Consider the following 21,707-nt stretch of genomic DNA (forward strand, 5'->3'; position numbering starts at 1 on the left):
GCCGCCCTGTCGGGCGGCTTTTTTATGTCTGAGAGAAACGCTGCGCTACCCACTGCTGCAGCTGACGGCGCGAAATCTTGATGCCGCCGCTTTTCAGCTCGTCGGGCAAGGCAAACAGCGCCATCGGACGCTGGAAATTAGCCAGCTTATCCTGCGACCAGGCGAGCAATACCGCCAGCGACAACGACGGGTCGCCGTCGATCACCGCCACCGGCCGCTGGCCGAATTCGGCATCCGCCGCCGGCACCACAAACGCCTGCGTGATCTGCGGATGCGCCGCCAGCACGCGTTCGATATCTTCCGGTTGCACCCCTTCGCCGCCGCTGAAAAACAGGTTGTCCAGCCGGCCGAGAATGCGCAGCTCCCCTTCGGCCATCACGCCGCGATCGCGGGTCGCGAACCAGCCCTGCTCATCGGCCAGCGGCCGCACATGGCCATGACACCAGTAGCCGAGCGCCAGGCTGTCGGCGCGGATCCAGACCTCCTCGTCCACCAGTTTGATCTCGCGGCCGCTCAGCGGCAGACCGACGCCCGGCCGCGCATCGGCGCGCTTGGCGCACACCGTGGAGGCGAGTTCGGTCAACCCATAACCGCACCAGCAGCGTATCCCTGCCGCTTCCGCCCGTTCGGTCAGTTCGACCGGGATCATCGCGCCACCGAGCAGCACTGCCTTCAGCGTCACGCCCGTCAGCGGTTGCGCCAGCAGCCGCCAAAGCTGCGTCGGTACCAGCGAAGCATACGTGCATCCCGCCAGCGCCTCGGCCAGCGGGTGCATCTCGCGCACTGCCAACCGGGCACCCGCTGCCAGCCAGCGCCAGACGATGCCCTGGCCGGAAACGTGATACAGCGGCAATGACAACAGCCAGCAATCCTCACGCTGGAAATCCATCAGCCGCAACACCCCGTCGGCGCTGGCCAGATGGTTGGCGTAACTGTGCGCGGCCGCCTTCGGCATACCGCTGGAGCCGGAGGTCAACGTCAGCGTCGCCAGACGCTGCGCATCCCACGCCGGCAGGTTCGGACAGCGCGGCTCGGTCGAGGGCGGCGTCAACCGAATCAGCGCCTCCGGCAGCGCCGGCAAAGGATCCGGGCCGAAGGCAAAGGTTATATCCAATTCAGGCAGTAGCTGCGCCAACAGCGGCGTCGGCAAGGCGGGATTGAGCGGCAGTAGACGGGCGCCGCATTGCAGCAGCGCCAGATAGGCCAGCAGCAGCGGATAGCTGTTTTTGCCGCTCAGCGCCACGCCGCACCCCGGCTCCACGCCCTGGTGCTGAAAATCCGCCGCCAGCTCATCCACCTGGCTTTGCAACGCCAGCCAGCTCAGTGGCCGTTCGCCGAGCAGCAGCGCCGTCGCCTGCGGCTGAAGGCGCGCCCAGTGCCGCCACGGCCAATCGCTTAACGGCGCCATAGGCACTCCAGCGCCGAAACCTCCAGCAGCGGCAACGCACTGTCCGGCCACGGACGCAGCACCTGCGCCTGCATTAACCCCAGCGTGTCCAACCCCGGCACGATGTCCGGCGTCAGCCAGCGGGCGATGCGCGCCAGCTGGGTCAACCCCAGACTGGATTCGATGCTGGAGCTGATCACCGCCGTCAGCCCCGCCGCGTGCGCCTGCGCCACCAGTGTCTGGCAGCGCGTCAGGCTGCCGACCAGCGTCGGCTTGATCACGATGGCCGCCACGCCCGGCTCGGCCTGCACCACAAAGTCCGCCTCACGCACGCTCTCATCCCAGGCGATGGCGATGCCGGTCGCCCGGGCGAAATCGCGCGATTCATCACGGGTCTTGCAGGGCTCCTCCAGGAAGGCGATGCGATCGCGCCACGCCGGGTTGACGTACCTGGCGAAGCCGTCGGCTTTGGCGCGGCTCCAACTGCGGTTGGCGTCCAGCCGCAGCCGCAGATCCGGCAGCGCCTCCAGCAGCACGTTGACGATCATGCCGTCGCGTACCGCCTCATACAGCCCCACTTTCACCTTGGCGACTTTCTCGCCCGGCAAGGCATTCAAGGTTTCGAACAGCTCGTCCGGATCGCCGGTGCACAGCGGCGCCTTGCGGAAATCCGCCTGCGTCGGCAAGCGCTGCTCCAGCTCGGCCATCGCGCAGCTGAGCCCAAAGGCCACCGAGGGCAGCGCGCTATCATCCGGTTCGTTGCCCGCTAACCACGCCTGCAGCCACTCCAATGCGGCCTGCTCGGCCTGCGCCAGCGTTTCCCGGCTGAACTCCGGCAGCGGCGCGATCTCTCCCCAGCCTTCACGATCGCCCTGGCACAGCTGCACCACCCATCCGTCACGCGTTTTCAACCGCTGATTGCGCAGCACCACGCCCGCCTCCATCGGCAGGCTGTAACGGTAAAGCGCCGCGCTGCGGTTCGCGCCGTTCATTACGGGTTACGCTTGAATTTGCTGAAGTCCGGCTGACGCTTCTCGTTGAATGCGTTGCGCCCTTCCTGCCCTTCGTCGGTCATGTAGAACAGCATGGTGGCGTTGCCCGCCAGCTCTTGCAAACCGGCCTGGCCGTCGCAGTCGGCGTTCAGCGCCGCCTTCAGGCAGCGCAGCGCCATCGGGCTATTCTGCAGCATTTCGCGGCACCAGCGCACCGTCTCTTTCTCCAGTTCGGCCAGCGGCACCACGGTGTTGACCAGCCCCATGTCCAGCGCGGCGGCGGCGTCGTACTGGCGGCACAGGAACCAGATTTCGCGCGCCTTCTTCTGGCCGACGATGCGCGCCATATAAGACGCGCCCCAGCCGCCGTCGAACGAGCCGACTTTCGGGCCGGTCTGGCCGAAAATGGCGTTATCCGCCGCAATGGTCAGATCGCACATCATGTGCAGCACATGGCCGCCGCCGATCGAGTAGCCGGCCACCATCGCCACCACCGGTTTCGGGCAGGTGCGGATCTGGCGCTGGAAGTCCAGCACGTTGAGGTGATGTACGCCGCTGTCGTCGCGATAGCCGCCGTAGTCGCCGCGCACTTTCTGATCGCCGCCGGAGCAGAAGGCCTTATCGCCGGCGCCGGTGAGAATAATCACGCCGATGCCGTCGTCGTAACGGGCGTTGGCCAGCGCGTCGATCATCTCTTTGACCGTTTGCGGGCGAAACGCATTGCGCACCTGCGGCCGGTTGATGGTGATTTTGGCGATGCCGTCGGCGGACTTGTGATACAGGATGTCTTCGAAATCGCCGGTGCAATCCTGCCAGGCGATGGCGGCGTACAGCTGTTCTTCATTCGGATAAAGCATGTTCGGTTCCTTTAACCAGGGTTAACGAGAAAGGTCTGCAGCTCGGCGACGAAATCTTGCGGATTAGCCAGATGCGCGTTGTGGCCGGCCTGCGGCACGATGCGCAACGGCAACCCGGCGTCGCGCGCCAGCCGTTGAAATTTGGGATCGTTTTCACCGCACAGCACCCGCAGCGGTACGGTCAGTTGGCTCAGCTGCGGCGCCAGGTAAGGTTGCCGCCCGAGCGACGTCGCTTCGAGCATATCGGCGATCGCCGGGCCGCTGTTGACCGAGCGCGCGCCGATCAGCGCCTGACGATGCACATGGCTAAGCTCTTTGAACACCGGCTGTTGATACCAGTCCGCCAGAACTTCGGCGATCGGCTCACTGCGAAAGCGCGCCGCCCACAGCGCATCCTGCTCGCAGCGATGGCGGCGCTGTTCTGCGTCCTCCAGCCCCGGATTGCCGCCCTCAACCAGCACGCCTTGCAGACCGTCGTGGCGGCCATGGCAGGCGTGATACATGGCGATGCGCCCGCCGAGCGAGTAGCCCACCAGCCAATAGCGTTCGATATTGCGTAGCTGCAGCGTGGCGGCGATCTGAGCGCTGATGTCGTCGAAGCCGCGGCAGCTCACCGCCACGGAATCGCCGTGACCGGGCAGATCGATAGCCAGCGATGGCCATTCCGGGCAGCGCGCGGCGATCACCCGCCACTCATTGCTGTTGCCTAGCAGGCCGTGCAGCCACACCAGCCAAGGCCGGCCCGCTTCGCCCTGTTGTAAAACCCGCGTCGCCAGCATCATTGCACCGCCATCTGTTGCACCAGATATTGCAGGCTTTCGGCTCCTTCGCTCGGCGGCACCTGCAGTTCGATAATCGTTGCGCCGCCGCGCCGCCAGCCTTGTTCAACCGCCTGTTGCAGTTGGCTCCAGTTCTCCGGCCGCGCGTACCCCAGTTGGAACATCGCCGCCGCGTGGCTGAACTCGACATTTTGCGGCATGCAGTAAAAGCGCTGCCGTTCCTCTTCCGGCGTCGGCAGCAGCGAGAAAATTTGGCCACCGTTATTGTTGACGACGATCAACACCGTCGGCGCTGAGCACTGACGCAGCAGCGCCAGCGCATTGAGGTCATACAAGGCGGAAAGATCGCCCACCACCGCCAGCGTCGGCTTGGCGGTGGCGCGCTGTACGCCGGCGGCGGTGGAGATCAGACCATCGATGCCGCTGGCGCCGCGGTTGCTGAACACCGGATAGGCGGCGGGCAATGGCGTTAGCGCGTCGATCAGCCGGACCACCAGGCTGTTGCCGAGGAACAGCTGGCCATTCTCTGGCAGCAGCTCCGGTAGCCGGTGCGCCAGTTGCGCCTCGCCAAAGCTATCGTGCAAACGCGCGGACGCGGCCGCCAGCGCCTGGCTCGCCAACGCGGTCAGCCCGGCGGCCCACGGTGTGCGCGGCTGCGCCGGATGTTGCGCCAACCATTGCGCCACGCTGGCGCGCAGGCGACGGCCGCGATGCTGGGCCGGATCGAGCCGCCCAGGCAACTCGTCGATCACCCAATACTCTTCCGGCCGGCACTGTGCCTGCCACTGCAGCACGCGCTTGCCGGTCAGGCTGCCGCCGAACTGCACCACCAGCTGCGCGTCTTTCAGCATGCGTTGGGCCTGTGGATGAGCGAGCCACAAGTCGGCGCAGGGCAGCGGTTGCCCAGTCTGCGACAACGCGTCGCCGATCAGCGGCCAGCCCAGCGTCTCGGCCCAGTCGGCCAATCGCGCGCCCTCTTCCGCGCTCATGCGCCCGGCCAACACCACGCCGCGCTTTTGCCGCCAGAAGAACCAGTCCGGCTGCGGTGCCGGCGCCGCATGCGCCTCGCTTTCCCGCAGCCATGGCCGATCGCTCTGCCACCAGTCGCCCAATGCGGCGGACCAGTCAGCGTGGTTAAGCTCATCGCCGCCGTACAGCGGCTCGGCGAACGGACAGTTGATATGCAAAGCGCCGTGCTGCAAGCGCGCCATCGCGCTGTCGACGCTGGAGGCCAGCCAGGCGGCCGGAATATCCGGCGTAGGACGCGGCAAATCAATCGCCAGCGTCGGATGGCTGCTGTAGAGGCCGTTCTGACGGATCGCCTGATTGGCGCCGCAATCGATCAGTTCCGGCGGCCGATCGGCGGTGAGAAACACCAGCCGCTCACCGGTCAGGCCGGCTTCGATCAAAGCCGGATAAAGGTTAGCCGCCGCGGTGCCGGACGTGACGATCACCGCCACCGGTTCACGCGCGGCCTTCGCCAGCCCGAGCGCCAGATGGCCGAGCCCGCGCTCATCAAAATGGGTGTGGCAAACAAAAGAGGGGTTAGCCGCAGCGGCCAGCGTCAGCGGCGTGGAGCGCGATCCCGGAGCGATACAAACATGCCGCACCCCATGGCGGGCCAACGCCTCGAGCAGCACAGCCGCCCACCGGCGATTAAAAACACTTGTCGACATAGTTCGCTCACAAGTCAGTTAGCAGAGATCGTCTCCGGCGCAGCCGACGGGTGCCGCGCCTGTAGTTACGCTCTGTATTATATGAGGTGTTATTTTCACGGCTTTTGCGCCAGCGCAAGAACGCCGTATATCCCTGGGTGTTTACATCAGATAATTATTTGATTAAGAACAAAAAACAAACAATAAAGACACAGACACTTTACACTTGCAGCGACAATGCCTCAATCCATCCATACAAAAACCAGGGGAATAGCCTCTCTTTGGCGGCTAGCGGGAAGTATAGGCGGGATAAGGAAAAGCTATTGGAGAAACAGCGGGATGAAGCGTGTGAAAGAACACAGTCTGAAGAAAAAAACGAAGCGGCTTACCGCCGCCCCGCACACAGGATTTATTTTCGCGCCAGCAGCAACCCCAGCACCAACCCGACGGTGGCGCCGATGCCCACGCTGTGCCAGGGTTTATCCCGCACGTAGTCGTCGGTGCGGTGTACCGCCTCTTTGGCCCGCGCATAGTAGGATTCGCCGGTGTTCGCCCAGCGCGCCTTGACCTCACTCAGCGCCTGCTCGGCGTGCGACTTGATGTCGACGTAAGCCTGATCCGCGCGATCGCCGGTGTATTGCAGCACTTCTTCCAGCGTCTCGGTCAGCATTCTCAGATCGTCATCCAGCGTAGTTTGCTCAGCATCCGTATGTCTTGCCATAGTGAGATCTCCGTGGTTGAAAAATTAAGCGTTCCTACACTATAGACAAGGATCGCCGGACGCGGCCATCGGACTTTTACCCTAAAACACCAATTGCACCTTGGCGGCCTGGCGTTTATCGCCGGCAAACTCCAGCGCCTGCGCCAACTGCCCGCTGGCGAATTCGGCCGACAGCAGCGGCAGCGGATCGACCACGCCGTCGGCCAGCCACTCCACCGCCTGCGCGAACTCCGCCACGAAACGGAACGAACCGAGCAGGTTCAACTCCTTGGCGATCAACAACATCAATGGAAAATCGGGGAAGCTGCCACCCATGCCCACCTGCACCACGGTGCCTTTAGCGCGCGTGATCTCCAGGCAGCGCTGCAGCGACTGCGGATGCCCCGCCACTTCGAAGGCGAAGTCGAAATAGCCTTTGTCTCGCAGATAATCGCTGAAATCGTCATCCGCGGCATGCAGGCACCGATCCGCGCCCATTTGAGCGGCAATCGCCAAGCAACGCGGGCTGAGATCGGCGCAGACTATCTCGGCGGCGCCCAGCGCCTTCAGCGCCGTCACCAGCAGACAGCCGATCGGGCCGACGCCGGACACAAAGACCTTTTTCCCGGCCACGCCGCCAGGCTGTTGCGCTGCGTGGATCGCCACCGCCAACGGTTCGGCGAACACCATCACCCTGTCATCGCGATCGGCGCCGTAGGGAATGCACTGCGCGCTGCTCACCACTTTATATTGGGTAAAAGCGCCGTCGACGTGCGGAAAATACATCGCGCTGCCGAAAAAACGCATCCCGACGCATTGATTGCTCTGCTCCGCCAGACAATATCTGCACTGCCCGCAGGGCTTACTGGGATTGAGCGCCACCTTCTGACCGACCGGCAGCTGCGGTGAATCGCTGGCGATCACCTCGCCGATCGCCTCATGGCCCAGCACCATTGGCTGACGCACCTGAAAATTGCCGACCTTACCTTCCTGGAAGTAATGCAGATCCGAACCGCAGATGCCGCCGCGACGGATTTTCACCAGCGTCCCCACCCCCTGGTACTCCACCTCTTGCGCAATCACCGCCACGTCGCGTTTGCCGTTCACCACGCAGGACTGGGTTTGAATTTTCATCTCATGCTCCACGGAAACAAGGTTACACCGCGGCGGACATGCCGCCATCGACAAACAGCAACTGCCCATTGACGAAGGCGGAAGCGTCAGCGGCCAGGAACACCGCCGCGCCGATCAGCTCCTGCGGATCGCCCCAGCGCGCGGCGGGCGTACGTTGGGTCAGCCAGGCGGTAAAGGCCGGATCGTCGGCCAGCGCCTGCGTCATCTCGGTTTTGAAATAGCCGGGGGCGATACCGTTGACCTGAATATTGTAACGCGCCAGTTCCACGCACATGCCGCGCGTCAGCATTTTCACCGCGCCCTTGGACGCCGCATAAGGCGTAATGGTGTCCCGCCCCAGTTCGCTCTGCATCGAGCCAATGTTGATTATTTTGCCGCGTCGACGCGGCACCATGTAGCGCGCTACGGTCTGCGACACGATAAACACCGCTTTCTGGTTGACGGCGATGATGTCGTCCCAGTCTTGCTCCGGGAACTCGGTGAATGGGTGGCGGCGCTGGATGCCGGCGTTGTTGATCAATACGTCTATCGCGCCGATGTCCGCTTCGATACGGTCGATAGCGGCATGCACCGCCTGAGAATCGGTGACGTCGAACGCCGCCGCATCAGCGCGCAGCCCTTCGTCTCGCAGGCGTTCGGCCGCGTGGCGGGCATGCGCTTCGGTGGTGGCGTTGATCAGAATATGCGCGCCTTGCTGCGCCAGGCCACGCGCCAACAGAAAACCGATGCCGCGTGAAGCGCCGGTGATCAAAACGGTCTTGGTATCCAGTGAAAACAAATTGTTCATGATGATTCCCGGCCATCAGGCCTCCAATCGGACAGGCCTCTATCTCAGCCGATTGTTACCGGTAAAAACGTGATGGGAATCACTGAAAACCATGTTACGAAATCCTGTTACCCTTAACGTGATCTCACGCAATCCGCGAGGGAGGAATCAACACCTGTGCAATTTAAAATGGATAATTTTCAACAACATTACCGCTCTTGTTATCAGGGGATACGGTTGCACAGCGGCGCGGCTGCCGCTCACTCGGCGACGCCGTTTGAGCCGGCATTTGCGCTGATTGACGGCTTGGCGCGGGCTTTTTCGCTGCGCGCCGCCCACCACAGGCCGCTGTTTTTCATCGCATAGCCGAACAGCAGACCCACCAGCAGGGACAGCGTCACCAGCGGCCAATCGCCGCCGCCGGCGAAGGTCGCACAGGCGCCGATAAAGGTACCGGGCACGAACCCCAGCCACTGCTGTTTGGCCTGAATGCACATCAGGAACGCCACGACGCCGGTCAGCAGATACCCCAGCAGACTCCACTGCGGCGCCAGTTCGCTGCCGTGGATGATCATCATCGCCCAAAAGACGCCGCTGCAGCAGGTCAACGCGCCGATCAACAGCCCTTTCAGACCGCCCTGCGGGCAGGCGAAATACGCCGTGCAGCCGAGAAAACCGGCCCAGCTGATCAAGCCCAGACTGACGGCAACCCATCCCCACACGCCGGAAAGGATCCCGGTGGTGACGGCAATGGCGAAAAGAACGTTCATAAAGTGACCCGCGGCAAAAAGAAAGCGCGCAGTTTACCCGAAAACAGGCCAATTTATGCGACATAAATCACATCATAAATGTAATTAAAGAGTCGTTAATTATTAAAAATAGACATTCATCACAAAACAATTAACGAGGGAACCCGACACGAGTCGTCTTCCATGCCAGCAACAGGCACACCACAGAGCTCCCCAGGAACAGTAAATGGGTTGCCTGACGCAGATCGACGCGATCGACCACCACGCCCAACAAGATCGGTACCCAGTTGGCGATATAAGCGATAACGTAAAACAGAGAAAGCAAACGCGCATGGTTGGCCGGCGGCGAAATCAGGTTCACCAGCGTCGCGCTGCCGACGAAAATGGCGCCGTAAGCATAGCCGGCCACCACCAGCCCCGCCGCCGCCAGCCCCAGAGAGTGCCACTGAATCGCCATAGCGAACACCGCTGCCGCCAGCACCTGCGCCAGGCAACCGAACAGCAGCGAATGACGAGCGTTAACGCGGCGGCTCAGGATCTGGCTAATGCCGGCAATCAGCAGATAAACCGCAATCGCATAGCCAAAGACGCCCCGTTGGTGCATCCCCAGCAGCGTTTCCGCCACGCCAGGGCCGATCGCTAAAATACTGGCTGCCAGAGCCCAACAGATAAACAGCGCCCCGGCACAAACAAAGAATTTAGCGCCGGTGGCGCGCAGCCCCGCGAGCAATGCGCCTTTTTCTGCCGCCGCCGACGCAGAACGAACCGGCGCCGCGACCACACCGCGCGGCCACCACAGCATTACGCCCAGCGCAGCAATGGCGGCAATGGCCATGATAAGAACGAACGGCAGCGTCGTGGGATGAAAACCGGTTTGCAAGGCGATGCCGCTGAAGATCGGCCCCAGCGCCAACCCGGTAGTGAACGACAGCGTGGCGATCAGAGCCGCGTTTTTGCCGCCGTCGCGCGGCCCAAACCGCACCAGCGCGATGTTCGCCGCGCCGGTCAGCGCCCCGGTGCCTACCCCGGCCAGCAGTCGCGCCATGAGCATCATGGCGAAGGTATCGGCCCAGGCGAACAGCAACGCACCGCTCAACACCACCAGCAATGCCGGCACGATCATGCTGCGCAAGTCCTTCACCTTGCCGGCCAGATTGCCGACGCCGAACAGCGAGATCAACACGCCGGCGGCATAGGCGCCGTAAACGACCGTCAGACTGACGGAACTCAGCGCAAGCTGCTGCTGATACAACGGGTAAAGCGGCGTCGGAGCGCTGCTGTTCAGCAATGCCGACATCAACGCCAGCGCCAGGAACAGTAAAATGGCCGTGTGCGACGTCTGCATATTTTTCGGCGCCGCATCCTGAAGGGCGGTATTTTCTGACATGCTTCAACTCCCAAAATCGGCAGGCGGCGGCCTGCCATCGCCCGGTCAGCCCGGGAACGGCGCTTATCATAGCGTTACAGCAGCAGCCGAAATATCATCAAGAATGCATCAGGGTGATTCATTCTTGCATCACTGGAGAAATAACCGCCGATGGGCAAGCCGTTAACGTCTTTCTCTCCCTACAGGCTGGACAACGCTTTATGATGGAAACCACTATCGTTCGCCCGGCCTGTGCTTTACAGCGCCGGCCAACCCGCGAAAAGGAAATGGCATGATGAATTGGGACGACGCGCGCTTCTTTTTGGCCGTCGCGCGCTGCGGCACGCTTCGCAAAGCCGCCAATCAGCTGCAGGTGGATCAGGCGACCGTAGGCCGCCGCATCTCCGCGCTGGAAAGTTCACTGGGTTCGAAGCTGTTTATCCGCACGCCGAAATCCTTCTCCCTCAGCCCGCTGGGCGAATCCATGTTGGCGGACGTGATGAAGATGGAAAATGCGGTGCAGGCGATCGGCCGCAAAGCCGCCAGCGGCGACGAAAGCCTGTGCGGCAACGTGCGCATCGCCACCACCGATACCCTGGCCGAAGCCTTCGTGATGCCGGCGCTGCAAGATCTGCGGCAACGCTATCCGGCCATCACCATCACGCTGTTGACGGCGCTGAACATCGCCGACATCTCTTATCACGGCGCGGACCTGGCGATCCGCGGTGCCCGCCCCGATGACGATGAGCTGATCATCAAGCGGCTGGCCACCATCGAGATGGGGCTGTACGCCAGCCGGCGCTACCTGGCGCAGCGCGGCATGCCGGCCAAAGGTGAGCAGCTGCGCGGGCACGATCTGCTGATGTTCCCGCGTGAACTGGTGCCGCGCCACTGGAGCGATTTCTGCGGTGAAACGCTGCACGCTCCCAACGTGGTGCTGCAATGCAATTCGCAGCTGCTGTTGCGTTCCGCCGCCCGCAGCGGGCTGGGCATCGGCCTGCTCTCCGCGTTCCTGGCGGACAAAGACCCTGAGCTGGTGCGCCTGTTCCCGGAAAACAAAGACTGGGTGGATATCTGGCTGGTGCTGCATCCCGACATACAGCGCGCCGCCCGCGTGCGCGCGGTAGTGCAGGCGCTGGAAGCATCGTTTAGTGCTCATTACAGCTGAGTGCCGTTTCCCCATAAAAAAAGGTCGCCGAAGCGACCTTTTTGCCGTCTGAAGCGTTATCAGAACGTCGGCTGCGCCATCTGCACCAGCGAAATCAGCGGCTGCGGGTAGACGCCCAGCAGCAGCACCAGCGCGGCGGAGATCAGCACCACGACGCCGCCGGCGGTCAACGCCCAGTTGTTCGGGGTATCACGCTGCAGTGATTCCGGCGCGCTGAGGAACAGGCTGACGGTCACGCGCAGGTAGTAATACAGGCCGATGGCGCTGCCTACCACAACTGCGCCGGTCAGCCACCACAGGTGCGCGCTGACGCCCATCGCGATCACGAAGAACTTACCGATAAAGCCCAGCGTCATCGGGATACCGGCCAGCGACAGCATCATCACCGTCATCACCGCGGACAAGATTGGCTTATGCCAGAACAGGCCACGGTAAGAGAACAGCGAATCCGCATCCGGGCCGCGGTACGGGCTGGACATCAGGCTGACTACGCCGAAGGCGCCCAGGCTGCTGAACAGATAACCGGCCAGGTAAACGCCGGCGGTTTCCAGCGACAGCTGGTGGGTTTGCACCGCAATCAGCGCCACCAGCAGGTAGCCCAGGTGAGCGATGGACGAGTAGCCCAGCAGACGCTTGATGTTGGTCTGGCTGATAGCCATCAGGTTACCGAACAAGATAGAGCAGAACGCGATGATCGACAGCACCATGCGCAGCGCTTCGTTGTCGGCGGCCGGGGCATACAGGAACAGACGCATCACGACCGCGAAGATCGCGATCTTGCTGGCGGTCGCCAGGAAGGTCGAGACCGGCGCAGGCGCGCCCTGATACACGTCCGGCGTCCACAGTTGGAACGGCACCAGCGACAGCTTGAAGCCCAGACCGACGATCATCATGCCCATGCCGGCCAGGATCAGCGGCTGGTGCATCATGTTTTCCTGCAGGCTCTTGCCGAGGCCGGCCAGCGACAGATCGCCGGACTCGGCATACAGCAGCGCCATGCCGAACAGCAGGAACGACGAAGCGGCGGCGGACAGCAGCATGTATTTGATGGCGGCTTCCAACGGGCGCTTCTGGCGATAGGCGTAGCCCACCAGGCCGAACAGCGGCAGTGAGATAAGCTCAATGCCGATGAACAGCGAAGCCAGGTGGTTGGCGCTCGCCAGCAGGATGCCGCCCAGGGCGGCGATCAGCACCAGCAGGTAGAACTCTTCGCGGTTATCCGGATAGCCGACCAGCCACGGATAGGCGAAGGTGCAGGTCGCCAGACTCGCCAGCAGCACCAGCCCGGTGTAGAACATCGAGTAACCGTCAACCCGCAGCAGCGGGGTGACGTCCATTGGGCCTGCCTGGCCGACAAAGTACAGCGAAAGCAGCGCCAGGTTGAGACCGATCACGGTCAGGGTGGCGTTGATAAAGTGGTCGCGTCGCCACGCAATGCCTAGCATCACAACCACCACCGTCAATCCGACGATCAACAGCGGCAGCAGTGCGATCAGTTGTTGAGGAGTTATTGTCATGGCGAATTACGGCCTTGTTGTTGAAATTGCTGAAACTGACGAACCAAACCAGTGTTGCACGTTGCTCATCGCCGCGTTGGAAGTATCCAGAATCGGCTGCGGGTAAACCCCCAGCAGAACCAGCAACACCACCAGCAGCAGAATGATGAACAGCTCGCGCGCGGTCATGCCCTGCAGCGGCTGGTCAGACTTAGGCGCACCGTAATAAGCGCGCTGCATCATGATCAGCGAGTAAACCGAAGCGAACACCAGGCCGAAAGTGGAGATCACGGTGATCACCGGCACCACCTGGTAGCTGCCGAACAGAATCATGAATTCGCCGACGAAGTTACCGGTGCCCGGCATCCCCAGCGTAGCCACGGCGAAGAACAGCGACAGCGCAGGGATGAACTTGATACGCCCCCACAGGCCACCCATCTGACGCATGTCACGGGTATGCAGGCGCTCATACAGCTGGCCGCAGATGATAAACATACCGGCGGCAGACAGACCGTGCGCGATCATCTGGATCACGGCGCCCTGGTAAGCCAGCTGGCTGCCGGTGTAGATGGCGATCAGCACGAAGCCCATGTGCGAAACCGAGGTGTAGGCGATAAGACGCTTGATGTCGGTCTGCGCGAACGCCATCCAGGCACCGTAGAAGATGCCGACCACGCCCAGCCACATGGCGATTGGCGCGAACTCGTGCGAAGCCTCAGGGAACAGCGGCAGGCTGAAACGCAGCAGGCCGTAGGCCGCGGTTTTCAGCAAGATGCCCGCCAGGTCGACGGAACCTGCGGTCGGTGCCTGGCTGTGCGCGTCCGGCAACCAGCCGTGCAGTGGCACCACCGGCATTTTCACCGCGAAGGCGATGAAGAAGCCCAGCATCAACACATACTGCACATTGTGGGACATCGGCGTTTGCAGCAGGTCTTCGTAATCGAAGGTCCACACGCCGGTGGCGTTGTAGTGCACGAACACCAGGCCCAGGATCGCAATCAGCATCACCAGACCGCTGGCCTGGGTGTAGATGAAGAACTTGGTCGCCGCGGTGATACGGGTTTTACCGTCCGACGCCTTGTGGCCCCACAGTGCGATCAGGAAGTACATCGGCACCAACATCATTTCCCAGAAGAAGAAGAACAGGAACATGTCGATGGCGAGGAACACGCCGATAACGCCGCCCAGGATCCACAGCAGGTTGAGGTGGAAGAAGCCCTGATACTTCTGGATTTCACGCCAGGAACAGAGGATCGCCAGCACGCCCAGCAGACCGGTCAACACCACCATCAGCAGCGACAGACCGTCCAGCGCCAGGTGGATGGAGATGCCGAAGCGCGGGATCCACGGCAGCAGGAATTCGCTCTGCCACTGCGGAATGCCTTTCGGCGTGGTCAATGTATAGCCGCCCTGCATCCACAGCTGCAGAGAGAGCGCCAACGTCAGCCCCATTGCGATCAGCGCTATCCAGCGCGGCACCTTAGTACCGAAGCGCTCAAGCTGCCAGCACAGCAGACCGCCGATAAAGGGGATAAGAATTAGCCAAGGTAATAGCATGGCGTTTTGTGTCCCTTATACGAATAATTTCAAACTTTGTACGTAGCGCCTGCCCGGCGCTACGCCCGAAAAATGCGTCTGTTTAAATTATTCAATTAAACCAAAATCAACAGAGCCAATACGACCACTGCACCCACACCCATAGACGCTATATACCAACGCACCTGGCCGTTCTCGCTCACCGTCAGACCGCGGTTCCCCCAACGGGAGAAGACGGCCGGCAGGTTCATCAGCGAGTTCAGCGGATCGCGCTGCAGCAGCTTCGCAATGCCCAGGTACGGCTTGACGAACACTTTGTCATACAGCCAGTCGAAGCCCCAGGCATGGAACCACCAGGTCGAGAAGAAACGACCCGGCGCGCTGTTGGCGATGCTGTTGACCAGGCTGCGTTTGCCCAGCCACAGCGCGGCCGCCAGCAGAATGCCGACGATAGCCACCACGCCGGAGGTGATTTCCAGCGTCAGCACGCTGCCGTGCGCCAGTTCGGTCGTATCCGGCAGCACGCCCTGCAACGGCGGCACGATCATCGCGCCGACGAAGGTGGACAGCACCAGCAGAACCAACAGCGGCAGGTGGTGAGTGATACCTTTACCGGCATGCGCTTTGATTTTCTCTTCGCCATGGAACACGATGAAAATCATACGGAAGGTGTACAGCGAAGTCATGAACGCACCGACCAGGCCGGCAACCATCAGGTTGATGTGGCCGTTGGCCATCGCGCCCGCCAGGATCTCGTCCTTACTGAAGAAGCCGGCCGTGACCAACGGCAACGCAGACAGCGCCGCGCCACCCACCAGGAAGCAGACGTACACCAGCGGGATGCTCTTGCGCAGGCCGCCCATCTTGAAGATGTTTTGCTCGTGGTGGCAGGCCAGGATCACCGAACCGGACGACAGGAACAGCAGCGCCTTGAAGAACGCGTGGGTCATCAGGTGGAAGATCGCCGCGTCCCATGCCTGCACGCCCAGCGCCAGGAACATGTAACCGATTTGGCTCATGGTGGAGTAAGCGAGCACGCGCTTGATGTCGGTCTGCACCAGCGCGGCGAAGCCGGCCAGCAGCAGAGTGACCGCACCGACGATGCCCACCAGGTGCAGCACTTCCGGCGCCATCAGGAACAGGCCGTGCGTGCGGGCAATCAGGTAGACGCCCGCGGTCACCATGGTCGCCGCGTGGATCAGTGCGGAAACCGGGGTTGGGCCCGCCATCGCGTCCGCCAGCCAGGTTTGCAACGGCAGCTGCGCCGATTTACCGACCGCGCCGCCCAGCAGCATCAGCGTCGCCCAGGTGATGGCGGTATCGCCCACCGCCAGTTTCTGCGGCGCCAGGATCATCAGCTCGCGGATGTTCAGCGTGCCCAGCTCGTTGTAGAGGATGAACAGTGCGAACGCCAGGAACACGTCGCCCACGCGGGTGACGATGAAGGCTTTCATCGCCGCCGCGCCGTTGGCCGGATCTTTGTAGTAGAAACCGATCAACAGGTAGCTGCACAGGCCCACGCCTTCCCAACCCAGATACATCAGCAACAGGTTGTCCGCCAGCACCAGGACCACCATGCTGGCGATAAACAGGTTGGTGTAGGCGAAGAAGCGCGAATAGCCCTCTTCACCGCGCATGTACCAGGAAGCGAACATGTGGATGAAGAAGCCGACGCCGGTAACCACCGACAGCATGGTCAGCGACAGGCCGTCCAGCACCAGGGTCACGCCGATATTGAAGTTGCCGACGGCCATCCAGGTCCACAGGCTTTGTTCGAACAGCTGCACGCCGGCGGCTTTTTGGGCGAAGAAATCCATCGCCACATACACCGTGACCAGCGCAGCCAGGCCGATAGAGCCCACGCCGACGGTGGCCGCCGTGTTCTCAGACCAACGACCGCGGGAAAATGCCAACAGCAGGAACCCGATCAGCGGTAGCAGAATTGTTAAATATAATAGGTTCATCCGCGCATCTCACTGACAGTATCAATATTCAGGGTATGACGACGACGGTAGAGCTGCAGCAGCAGCGCCAGGCCGATACTGGCCTCGGCTGCCGCCAGGCTGATCGCCAGGATGTACATCACCTGCCCGTCCGCCTGGCCCCAGTAGCTTCCCGCCACGATAAACGCCAACGCCGCAGCGTTGATCATCACTTCCAGGCTGATCAGCATAAACAGCAGGTTGCGGCGCACCAGCAGCCCGGTCAGCCCGAGCACGAACAGGATAGCCGCCAGGATCAGGCCGTGTTGAAGAGGGATCATGCTTGCTCCTCCGATTTTCTTCTCGCCATTTCGCCACTCGCCGGCGCGTTGCTCAGCACCTCGCCAGGCTTGTGTTCACGGCCGATATGGAAGGCGACAACCAGACCCGCCAACAGCAGCATTGAAGCCAGCTCAACCGCCAATACGTAAGGACCGAACAGGCTGATGCCCACCGCCTTCGCGTCGACCATCTCACCGCTGATACCCTGATCGGATACGCTGCGAATAGCGACAATCAGCACCACCAGCAACGCCAGCGACAACAGGCCAGGCCCGATCCACACCGTCGGCTTCATCCAGTCGCGCTCTTGCTGCTGCACGTTGCCGAGGTTCAGCATCATCACCACGAATACGAACAGCACCATGATGGCGCCCGCATAAACGATGATTTCCAACGCGGCGGCAAAGTAGGCGCCGAGCGAGAAGAAGACTGCCGAGATCGCCAATAACGAGACGATCAGATACAGCAGCGCATGCACAGGGTTGGTATGGGTGATCACGCGAATCGTCGCGGCCACCGCAATCAAACCTGCCAGGTAAAATGCAATTTCCATGCTTGCTGGCTCCTTAGGGCAACAGACCTTTGACGTCGATCGGTTTGGCTTCGTTTTCGGCTTCGCCTTTGGCTTTGCCGTCAATCGCCATACCGGCCATCCGGTAGAAGTTATATTCCGGATATTTACCCGGCCCCGAGATCAACAGATCTTCTTTTTCGTACACCAGATCCTGACGCTTGTACTCACCCAATTCGAAATCCGGCGTCAGCTGGATAGCGGTGGTCGGGCAAGCCTCTTCGCACAGGCCGCAGAAGATGCAGCGCGAGAAGTTGATGCGGAAGAACTCCGGATACCAACGGCCGTCTTTCTGTTCTGCTTTTTGCAGCGAGATACAGCCGACCGGGCAGGCAACCGCACACAGGTTACAGGCAACGCAGCGCTCTTCGCCGTCCGGATCGCGCGTCAGCACGATGCGGCCGCGGTAGCGTGGCGGCAGGTAAACCGGTTCTTCCGGATACATCTGGGTTTCGCGCTTGGCGAAGGCATGCATGCCAATCATCCAAATGCTGCGCACCTGGGTGCCGAAACCAACCACTAACTCTTTCAATGTCATGGTTTATTCACCCCTTATTGAGCGTTGTACAAAATGACCGCGGCGGTCGCCAGCAGGTTCAGCAGCGTCAGCGGCAGGCATACTTTCCAGCCGAAGGACATCACCTGGTCATAACGCGGACGCGGCAGCGCGGCGCGGATCAGGATGAACATCATCATGAAGAAGGCCGTTTTCAACGCGAACCAGATGAATGGCGGCAGGAACGGACCCTGCCAACCGCCGAAGAACAACGTCACAATCAGGGCGGACACCGTAACGATACCGATGTATTCCCCCACGAAGAACAGACCGAACTTCATGCCGGAATATTCGATGTGGTAACCGTCGGCCAGTTCCTGCTCGGCTTCCGGCTGGTCAAACGGGTGACGGTGACACACCGCCACGCCGGCGATCGCGAAGGTCACGAAGCCGAAGAACTGCGGAATGACGTTCCAGACGTGCGCCTGGGATTCAACGATGGCCTGCATGTTGAACGAATCCGCCTGCATTACCACGCCCATCAGCGACAGGCCGATGAACACTTCGTAGCTCAGGGTTTGCGCGGAGGCGCGCATCGCGCCCAACAGCGAGTATTTGTTGTTGCTCGACCATCCGGCGAACAGCACGGCGTACACCGCCAGGCCGGCCATCATCAGGAAGAACAGAATACCGATGTTGAGATCGGACACCGCCCAGGTCGGGCTGACCGGAACGATGGCAAATGCCAGCAACAGGGAAGTAAAGGCGATCATCGGCGCCAGGGTGAAGATCACCCGGTCGGAGAATCTCGGCACCCAGTCTTCCTTGAAGAACATTTTGATCATGTCGGCGACCAGCTGCAGCGAGCCGCCCCAGCCTACGCGGTTCGGTCCGTAGCGGTTCTGGAACAGGCCGAGCAGACGGCGTTCGCCGAAGCTCATGAATGCCCCGCACGCCACGACCACCAACAGGATCACAACCGCTTTAAGAATGGCGATCAGAATGTCGATCACCTCAGGGGTAAACCAGCTCATCGTGCCGCCTCCCGCAGATTGTCTACCTTAGCACCCACCAAGATCGGCGGGATCCCTGGCAAGCCGAGCGGCAAACCAACCTGGCCCTGGGTCAGGGTTTCACTCAGACGCACCGGCAGACGCAGGGTCTGGCCCGCGCAGCTGAACTCCACCAGGCTGCCCGCGTTGACGCCAAGCGTCGCCGCATCGGCCGGGTTGACCATCACGTAGGCTTCCGGCATGCGCTGCTGGATCACGTGAGAGCGCTGCGACATTTCGTCGCTGCCGAACAGGTGGTAGTAAGGCGCGACACGCCAGCCGTCGACCGGATTGAACGCGGCAGGCACGCGGTCGAAGTAACCGAGGCTGCCCTCCCCCGCTTCGATCAGGCGCACGCCCGGATCGCCGTGGCGCAGTTTGCCGCCCACTTCGGCCTGGAATTTGTTCCATGCCTGCGGTGAGTTCCAACCTGGCGCCCAGGCGAACGGGATCTGCTGACGATCGGCCAGCGGGCTGTTATTCCCTTCCATCGAGAAGGCGAACATGGTGTCTTTATCCTGCGGCTGACGCGGCTCGTGCACGCTGATGTTGGCGCGCATGGCGGTACGGCCGCTGGAACGGTGCGGCGAACGCGCCAGCTTCTGACCGCGAATGCGGAAAGTCGCGTCCGGCGCGGCGTCGACGATGCCCTGCAGCTGCGGCAACGCGGCGACGCAAGCGGCGATCACGTCATCGAGCTGAGTCCAGTCCACGTGGCGGCTGGTGTAGGTGGAGTGCAGCGAGTGCATCCAGCGCCAGCTTTCCAGCATCACGGTGAACTGATTCTTCTTGGCGTCGTCGTAGTAAGCCGGATCGTATACCTGGAAGAAGCGCTGCGCGCGGCCTTCCTGGTTGATCAGCGTGCCGTCGCTCTCGGCGAAGCTGGCCGAAGAGAGGATCAGGTTGGCTTTGTCCATGATCGCGGTGCGCTGATGGTCGGCGACGATCAGGTTATTGACCTTGGCCAACGCTGCGTCCACCTGCGCCGCCGGCGCATGGCGATAGAGATCGTTTTCCATCACGATGGCGGTGTCGGCTGCGCCGCTCGCCAGCTGTTCCAGCGCCTGATCGAGCGAACCGCCGCCGATCATCGCCAGGCCCATGCTGTTGGCTGCGCCCGCCACGAAGGTGATGCCGACATCTGAACCGCGGCCCTTCAACGCTTTGGCGATGTTGGCCGCCGCTTCGATGATGGCTTCGCTGCCGGCGTTGCTGCCGGTCACGATCAGCGGTTTGCGTGCGCCGGTCAGCGCCTGCACGATGATATCGACTTTCTTGTTCAGGCCTTCAGCCAGATCGTTCACCGCCGGCGCGGCGTTATCCAGCGCGTGAGCGATGGCGAAGCCGAAGCGCGCCTGCTCGTCTACCGGCGCGCGGTAGTTCCAGGCGGCGATGTCATCCAGACGGGTGTTATCGACGTTGGTGGTGAACAACGGATACTTGGCGTGTTGGCCGATATTCTGCACCGCCGCGATCTGCCAGTCGGCCACGCGTTGCGCCGCTGCCATCGCTCGGGCTTTACCCTTGACGGCCTGACGCACGGACAGCGCGATACGCGCGCCGGTTTGCGTCAGGTCTTCGCCCAACACCAGCACCGCGTCGTAATCTTCGATCTCACGCAGCGCCGGCGTATGAACGCCGCCGTTCTTCAGCACGTTCAGCATCAGCGCCAGACGTGATTGCTCCGCCTGAGCGATACCGGTGTAGTAGTTCTCTGCGCCAACCAGCTCGCGCAGTGCGAAGTTGCTTTCCAGGCTGGCGCGCGGGGAGCCGATGCCGATGGTTTTCTTCGCCTGGCGCAGGATGTCCGCCGCACCCTGCATCGCCTGCTCGGCGTTCAGGGTGATCCAGTCGTCGCCGCGCAGCTGCTGCGGTTGACGCGGACGATCTTTCTGGTTGACGTAGCCGTAGCCGAAACGGCCACGGTCGCACAGGAAGTAGTGGTTCACGCTGCCGTTGTAACGGTTTTCGATACGACGCAGCTCGCCATAGCGCTCGCCCGGGCTGGTGTTACAGCCGATGCTGCACTGCTGGCAAATGCTCGGCGCGAACTGCATGTCCCATTTACGGTTGTAGCGCTCGGAGTGCGTTTTGTCGGTGAATACGCCGGTCGGGCACACTTCCACCAGGTTGCCGGAGAACTCGCTTTCCAGCGTGCCGCTTTCCGGGCGACCGAAGTAGACGTTGTCGTGTGCGCCGTACACGCCGAAGTCGGTGCCGTCCGCATAGTCTTTGTAGTAACGCACGCAGCGGTAGCAGGCGATGCAGCGGTTCATCTCGTGCGAGATAAACGGCCCCAGCTCCTGGTTGTTGTGGGTGCGCTTGGTGAAGCGGTAGCGACGGAAGCTGTGGCCGGTCATTACCGTCATATCCTGCAGGTGACAGTTACCGCCTTCTTCACACACCGGGCAATCGTGCGGGTGGTTGGTCATCAACCACTCGACCACGCTTTCACGGAACTGCTTCGCTTCGCCGTCATCGATAGAGATGAAGGTGCCATCGGATGCCGGGGTCATACAGGACATCACCAAACGGCCGCGCGTATCTTCCGCGTTTTGGTATTGCTTTACCGCACATTGGCGGCAAGCGCCGACGCTTCCCAGCGCCGGATGCCAGCAAAAGTAAGGAATATCGAGGCCAAGGGAGAGACAAGCCTGCAGCAGGTTGTCCGCTCCGTCTACCTCATACTCTTTGCCGTCTACATGAATCGTAGCCATAGTCAGCATGCTTCCAAGTGGC

19 protein-coding genes are annotated in these 21,707 nt (G+C 61.8%); 1 reads left to right on the plus strand and 18 read right to left on the minus strand.

The features are described 5' to 3' along the window. Positions 1–22 precede the first annotated feature (22 nt). The 10 genes from menE to ATE40_RS13635 all read right to left on the minus strand — a co-directional run bounded on the left by menE (position 23) and on the right by ATE40_RS13635 (position 10,406). Positions 23–1,408: an o-succinylbenzoate--CoA ligase gene (gene menE / locus ATE40_RS13590; RefSeq protein WP_063919776.1), complete on the minus strand. Its 1,386-nt coding sequence runs from the start codon at positions 1,406–1,408 to the stop codon at positions 23–25. Next, complete coding sequence (gene menC, locus ATE40_RS13595) at positions 1,396–2,379, minus strand: o-succinylbenzoate synthase (RefSeq protein WP_063919777.1); 984 nt, start codon at positions 2,377–2,379, stop codon at positions 1,396–1,398. Before menC ends, menE begins: the two co-directional genes overlap by 13 nt. Next, on the minus strand, positions 2,379–3,236 hold the full coding sequence (gene menB, locus ATE40_RS13600) for a 1,4-dihydroxy-2-naphthoyl-CoA synthase (RefSeq protein WP_019453706.1): 858 nt from the start codon (positions 3,234–3,236) through the stop codon (positions 2,379–2,381). Before menB ends, menC begins: the two co-directional genes overlap by 1 nt. Positions 3,237–3,247: 11 nt before the next feature. Next, positions 3,248–4,018, minus strand: a complete 771-nt coding sequence (gene menH, locus ATE40_RS13605; protein WP_063919778.1) for a 2-succinyl-6-hydroxy-2,4-cyclohexadiene-1-carboxylate synthase — start codon at positions 4,016–4,018, stop codon at positions 3,248–3,250. Next, entirely contained in the window at positions 4,015–5,691 is a 1,677-nt protein-coding gene (gene menD / locus ATE40_RS13610; RefSeq protein ID WP_025160173.1) for a 2-succinyl-5-enolpyruvyl-6-hydroxy-3-cyclohexene-1-carboxylic-acid synthase, read from the minus strand. Before menD ends, menH begins: the two co-directional genes overlap by 4 nt. A 388-nt stretch (positions 5,692–6,079) precedes the next feature. Continuing rightward, positions 6,080–6,391 carry a stress response protein ElaB gene (gene elaB / locus ATE40_RS13615; RefSeq protein ID WP_025160172.1) on the minus strand — a complete coding sequence of 104 codons (312 nt, stop codon included), beginning with the start codon at positions 6,389–6,391 and terminating at the stop codon, positions 6,080–6,082. An 81-nt stretch (positions 6,392–6,472) separates the two neighbouring features. Then, on the minus strand, positions 6,473–7,504 hold the full coding sequence (idnD, locus tag ATE40_RS13620; protein WP_063919779.1) for an L-idonate 5-dehydrogenase: 1,032 nt from the start codon (positions 7,502–7,504) through the stop codon (positions 6,473–6,475). 22 nt (positions 7,505–7,526) lie between these two features. Next, on the minus strand, positions 7,527–8,291 hold the full coding sequence (gene idnO, locus ATE40_RS13625; protein ID WP_019453711.1) for a gluconate 5-dehydrogenase: 765 nt from the start codon (positions 8,289–8,291) through the stop codon (positions 7,527–7,529). A gap of 239 nt (positions 8,292–8,530) precedes the next feature. Next, complete coding sequence (locus ATE40_RS13630) at positions 8,531–9,040, minus strand: DUF1097 domain-containing protein (RefSeq protein ID WP_019453712.1); 510 nt, start codon at positions 9,038–9,040, stop codon at positions 8,531–8,533. A 130-nt stretch (positions 9,041–9,170) separates the two neighbouring features. Continuing rightward, positions 9,171–10,406, minus strand: coding sequence for an MFS transporter (locus ATE40_RS13635; protein ID WP_063919780.1), 1,236 nt, complete (start codon positions 10,404–10,406; stop codon positions 9,171–9,173). Between the two features lie 271 nt (positions 10,407–10,677). Here ATE40_RS13635 and ATE40_RS13640 point away from each other — a divergent pair, with 271 nt between their 5' ends. Further along, the gene (locus ATE40_RS13640) at positions 10,678–11,553 is read left to right on the plus strand and encodes a LysR family transcriptional regulator (RefSeq protein ID WP_063919781.1); all 876 of its coding nucleotides are present in this window, start codon (positions 10,678–10,680) and stop codon (positions 11,551–11,553) included. A gap of 59 nt (positions 11,554–11,612) precedes the next feature. Here the strand turns inward: ATE40_RS13640 and nuoN are convergent, their stop codons facing one another. The 8 genes from nuoN to nuoG form a co-directional block, all read right to left on the minus strand. Next, complete coding sequence (gene nuoN, locus ATE40_RS13645; protein WP_004936000.1) at positions 11,613–13,070, minus strand: NADH-quinone oxidoreductase subunit NuoN; 1,458 nt, start codon at positions 13,068–13,070, stop codon at positions 11,613–11,615. A 6-nt stretch (positions 13,071–13,076) separates the two neighbouring features. Beyond that, positions 13,077–14,606, minus strand: a complete 1,530-nt coding sequence (gene nuoM / locus ATE40_RS13650) for an NADH-quinone oxidoreductase subunit M (RefSeq protein ID WP_025160171.1) — start codon at positions 14,604–14,606, stop codon at positions 13,077–13,079. Between the two features lie 95 nt (positions 14,607–14,701). Continuing rightward, entirely contained in the window at positions 14,702–16,549 is a 1,848-nt protein-coding gene (gene nuoL, locus ATE40_RS13655) for an NADH-quinone oxidoreductase subunit L (RefSeq protein ID WP_019453716.1), read from the minus strand. Beyond that, positions 16,546–16,848 (minus strand): NADH-quinone oxidoreductase subunit NuoK, encoded by a 303-nt coding sequence (gene nuoK, locus ATE40_RS13660; RefSeq protein WP_004936014.1) that lies wholly within the window; start codon positions 16,846–16,848, stop codon positions 16,546–16,548. Before nuoK ends, nuoL begins: the two co-directional genes overlap by 4 nt. Continuing rightward, positions 16,845–17,402 (minus strand): NADH-quinone oxidoreductase subunit J, encoded by a 558-nt coding sequence (nuoJ, locus tag ATE40_RS13665; RefSeq protein WP_019453717.1) that lies wholly within the window; start codon positions 17,400–17,402, stop codon positions 16,845–16,847. Before nuoJ ends, nuoK begins: the two co-directional genes overlap by 4 nt. A gap of 13 nt (positions 17,403–17,415) precedes the next feature. After that, entirely contained in the window at positions 17,416–17,958 is a 543-nt protein-coding gene (nuoI, locus tag ATE40_RS13670; protein WP_025160170.1) for an NADH-quinone oxidoreductase subunit NuoI, read from the minus strand. Between the two features lie 14 nt (positions 17,959–17,972). After that, positions 17,973–18,950, minus strand: a complete 978-nt coding sequence (nuoH, locus tag ATE40_RS13675) for an NADH-quinone oxidoreductase subunit NuoH (protein ID WP_004936022.1) — start codon at positions 18,948–18,950, stop codon at positions 17,973–17,975. Further along, entirely contained in the window at positions 18,947–21,685 is a 2,739-nt protein-coding gene (gene nuoG, locus ATE40_RS13680) for an NADH-quinone oxidoreductase subunit NuoG (protein WP_025921001.1), read from the minus strand. Before nuoG ends, nuoH begins: the two co-directional genes overlap by 4 nt. Positions 21,686–21,707 lie beyond the last annotated feature (22 nt).

Source organism: Serratia surfactantfaciens (assembly GCF_001642805.2).
In the GTDB taxonomy this organism is placed as follows: domain Bacteria; phylum Pseudomonadota; class Gammaproteobacteria; order Enterobacterales; family Enterobacteriaceae; genus Serratia; species Serratia surfactantfaciens.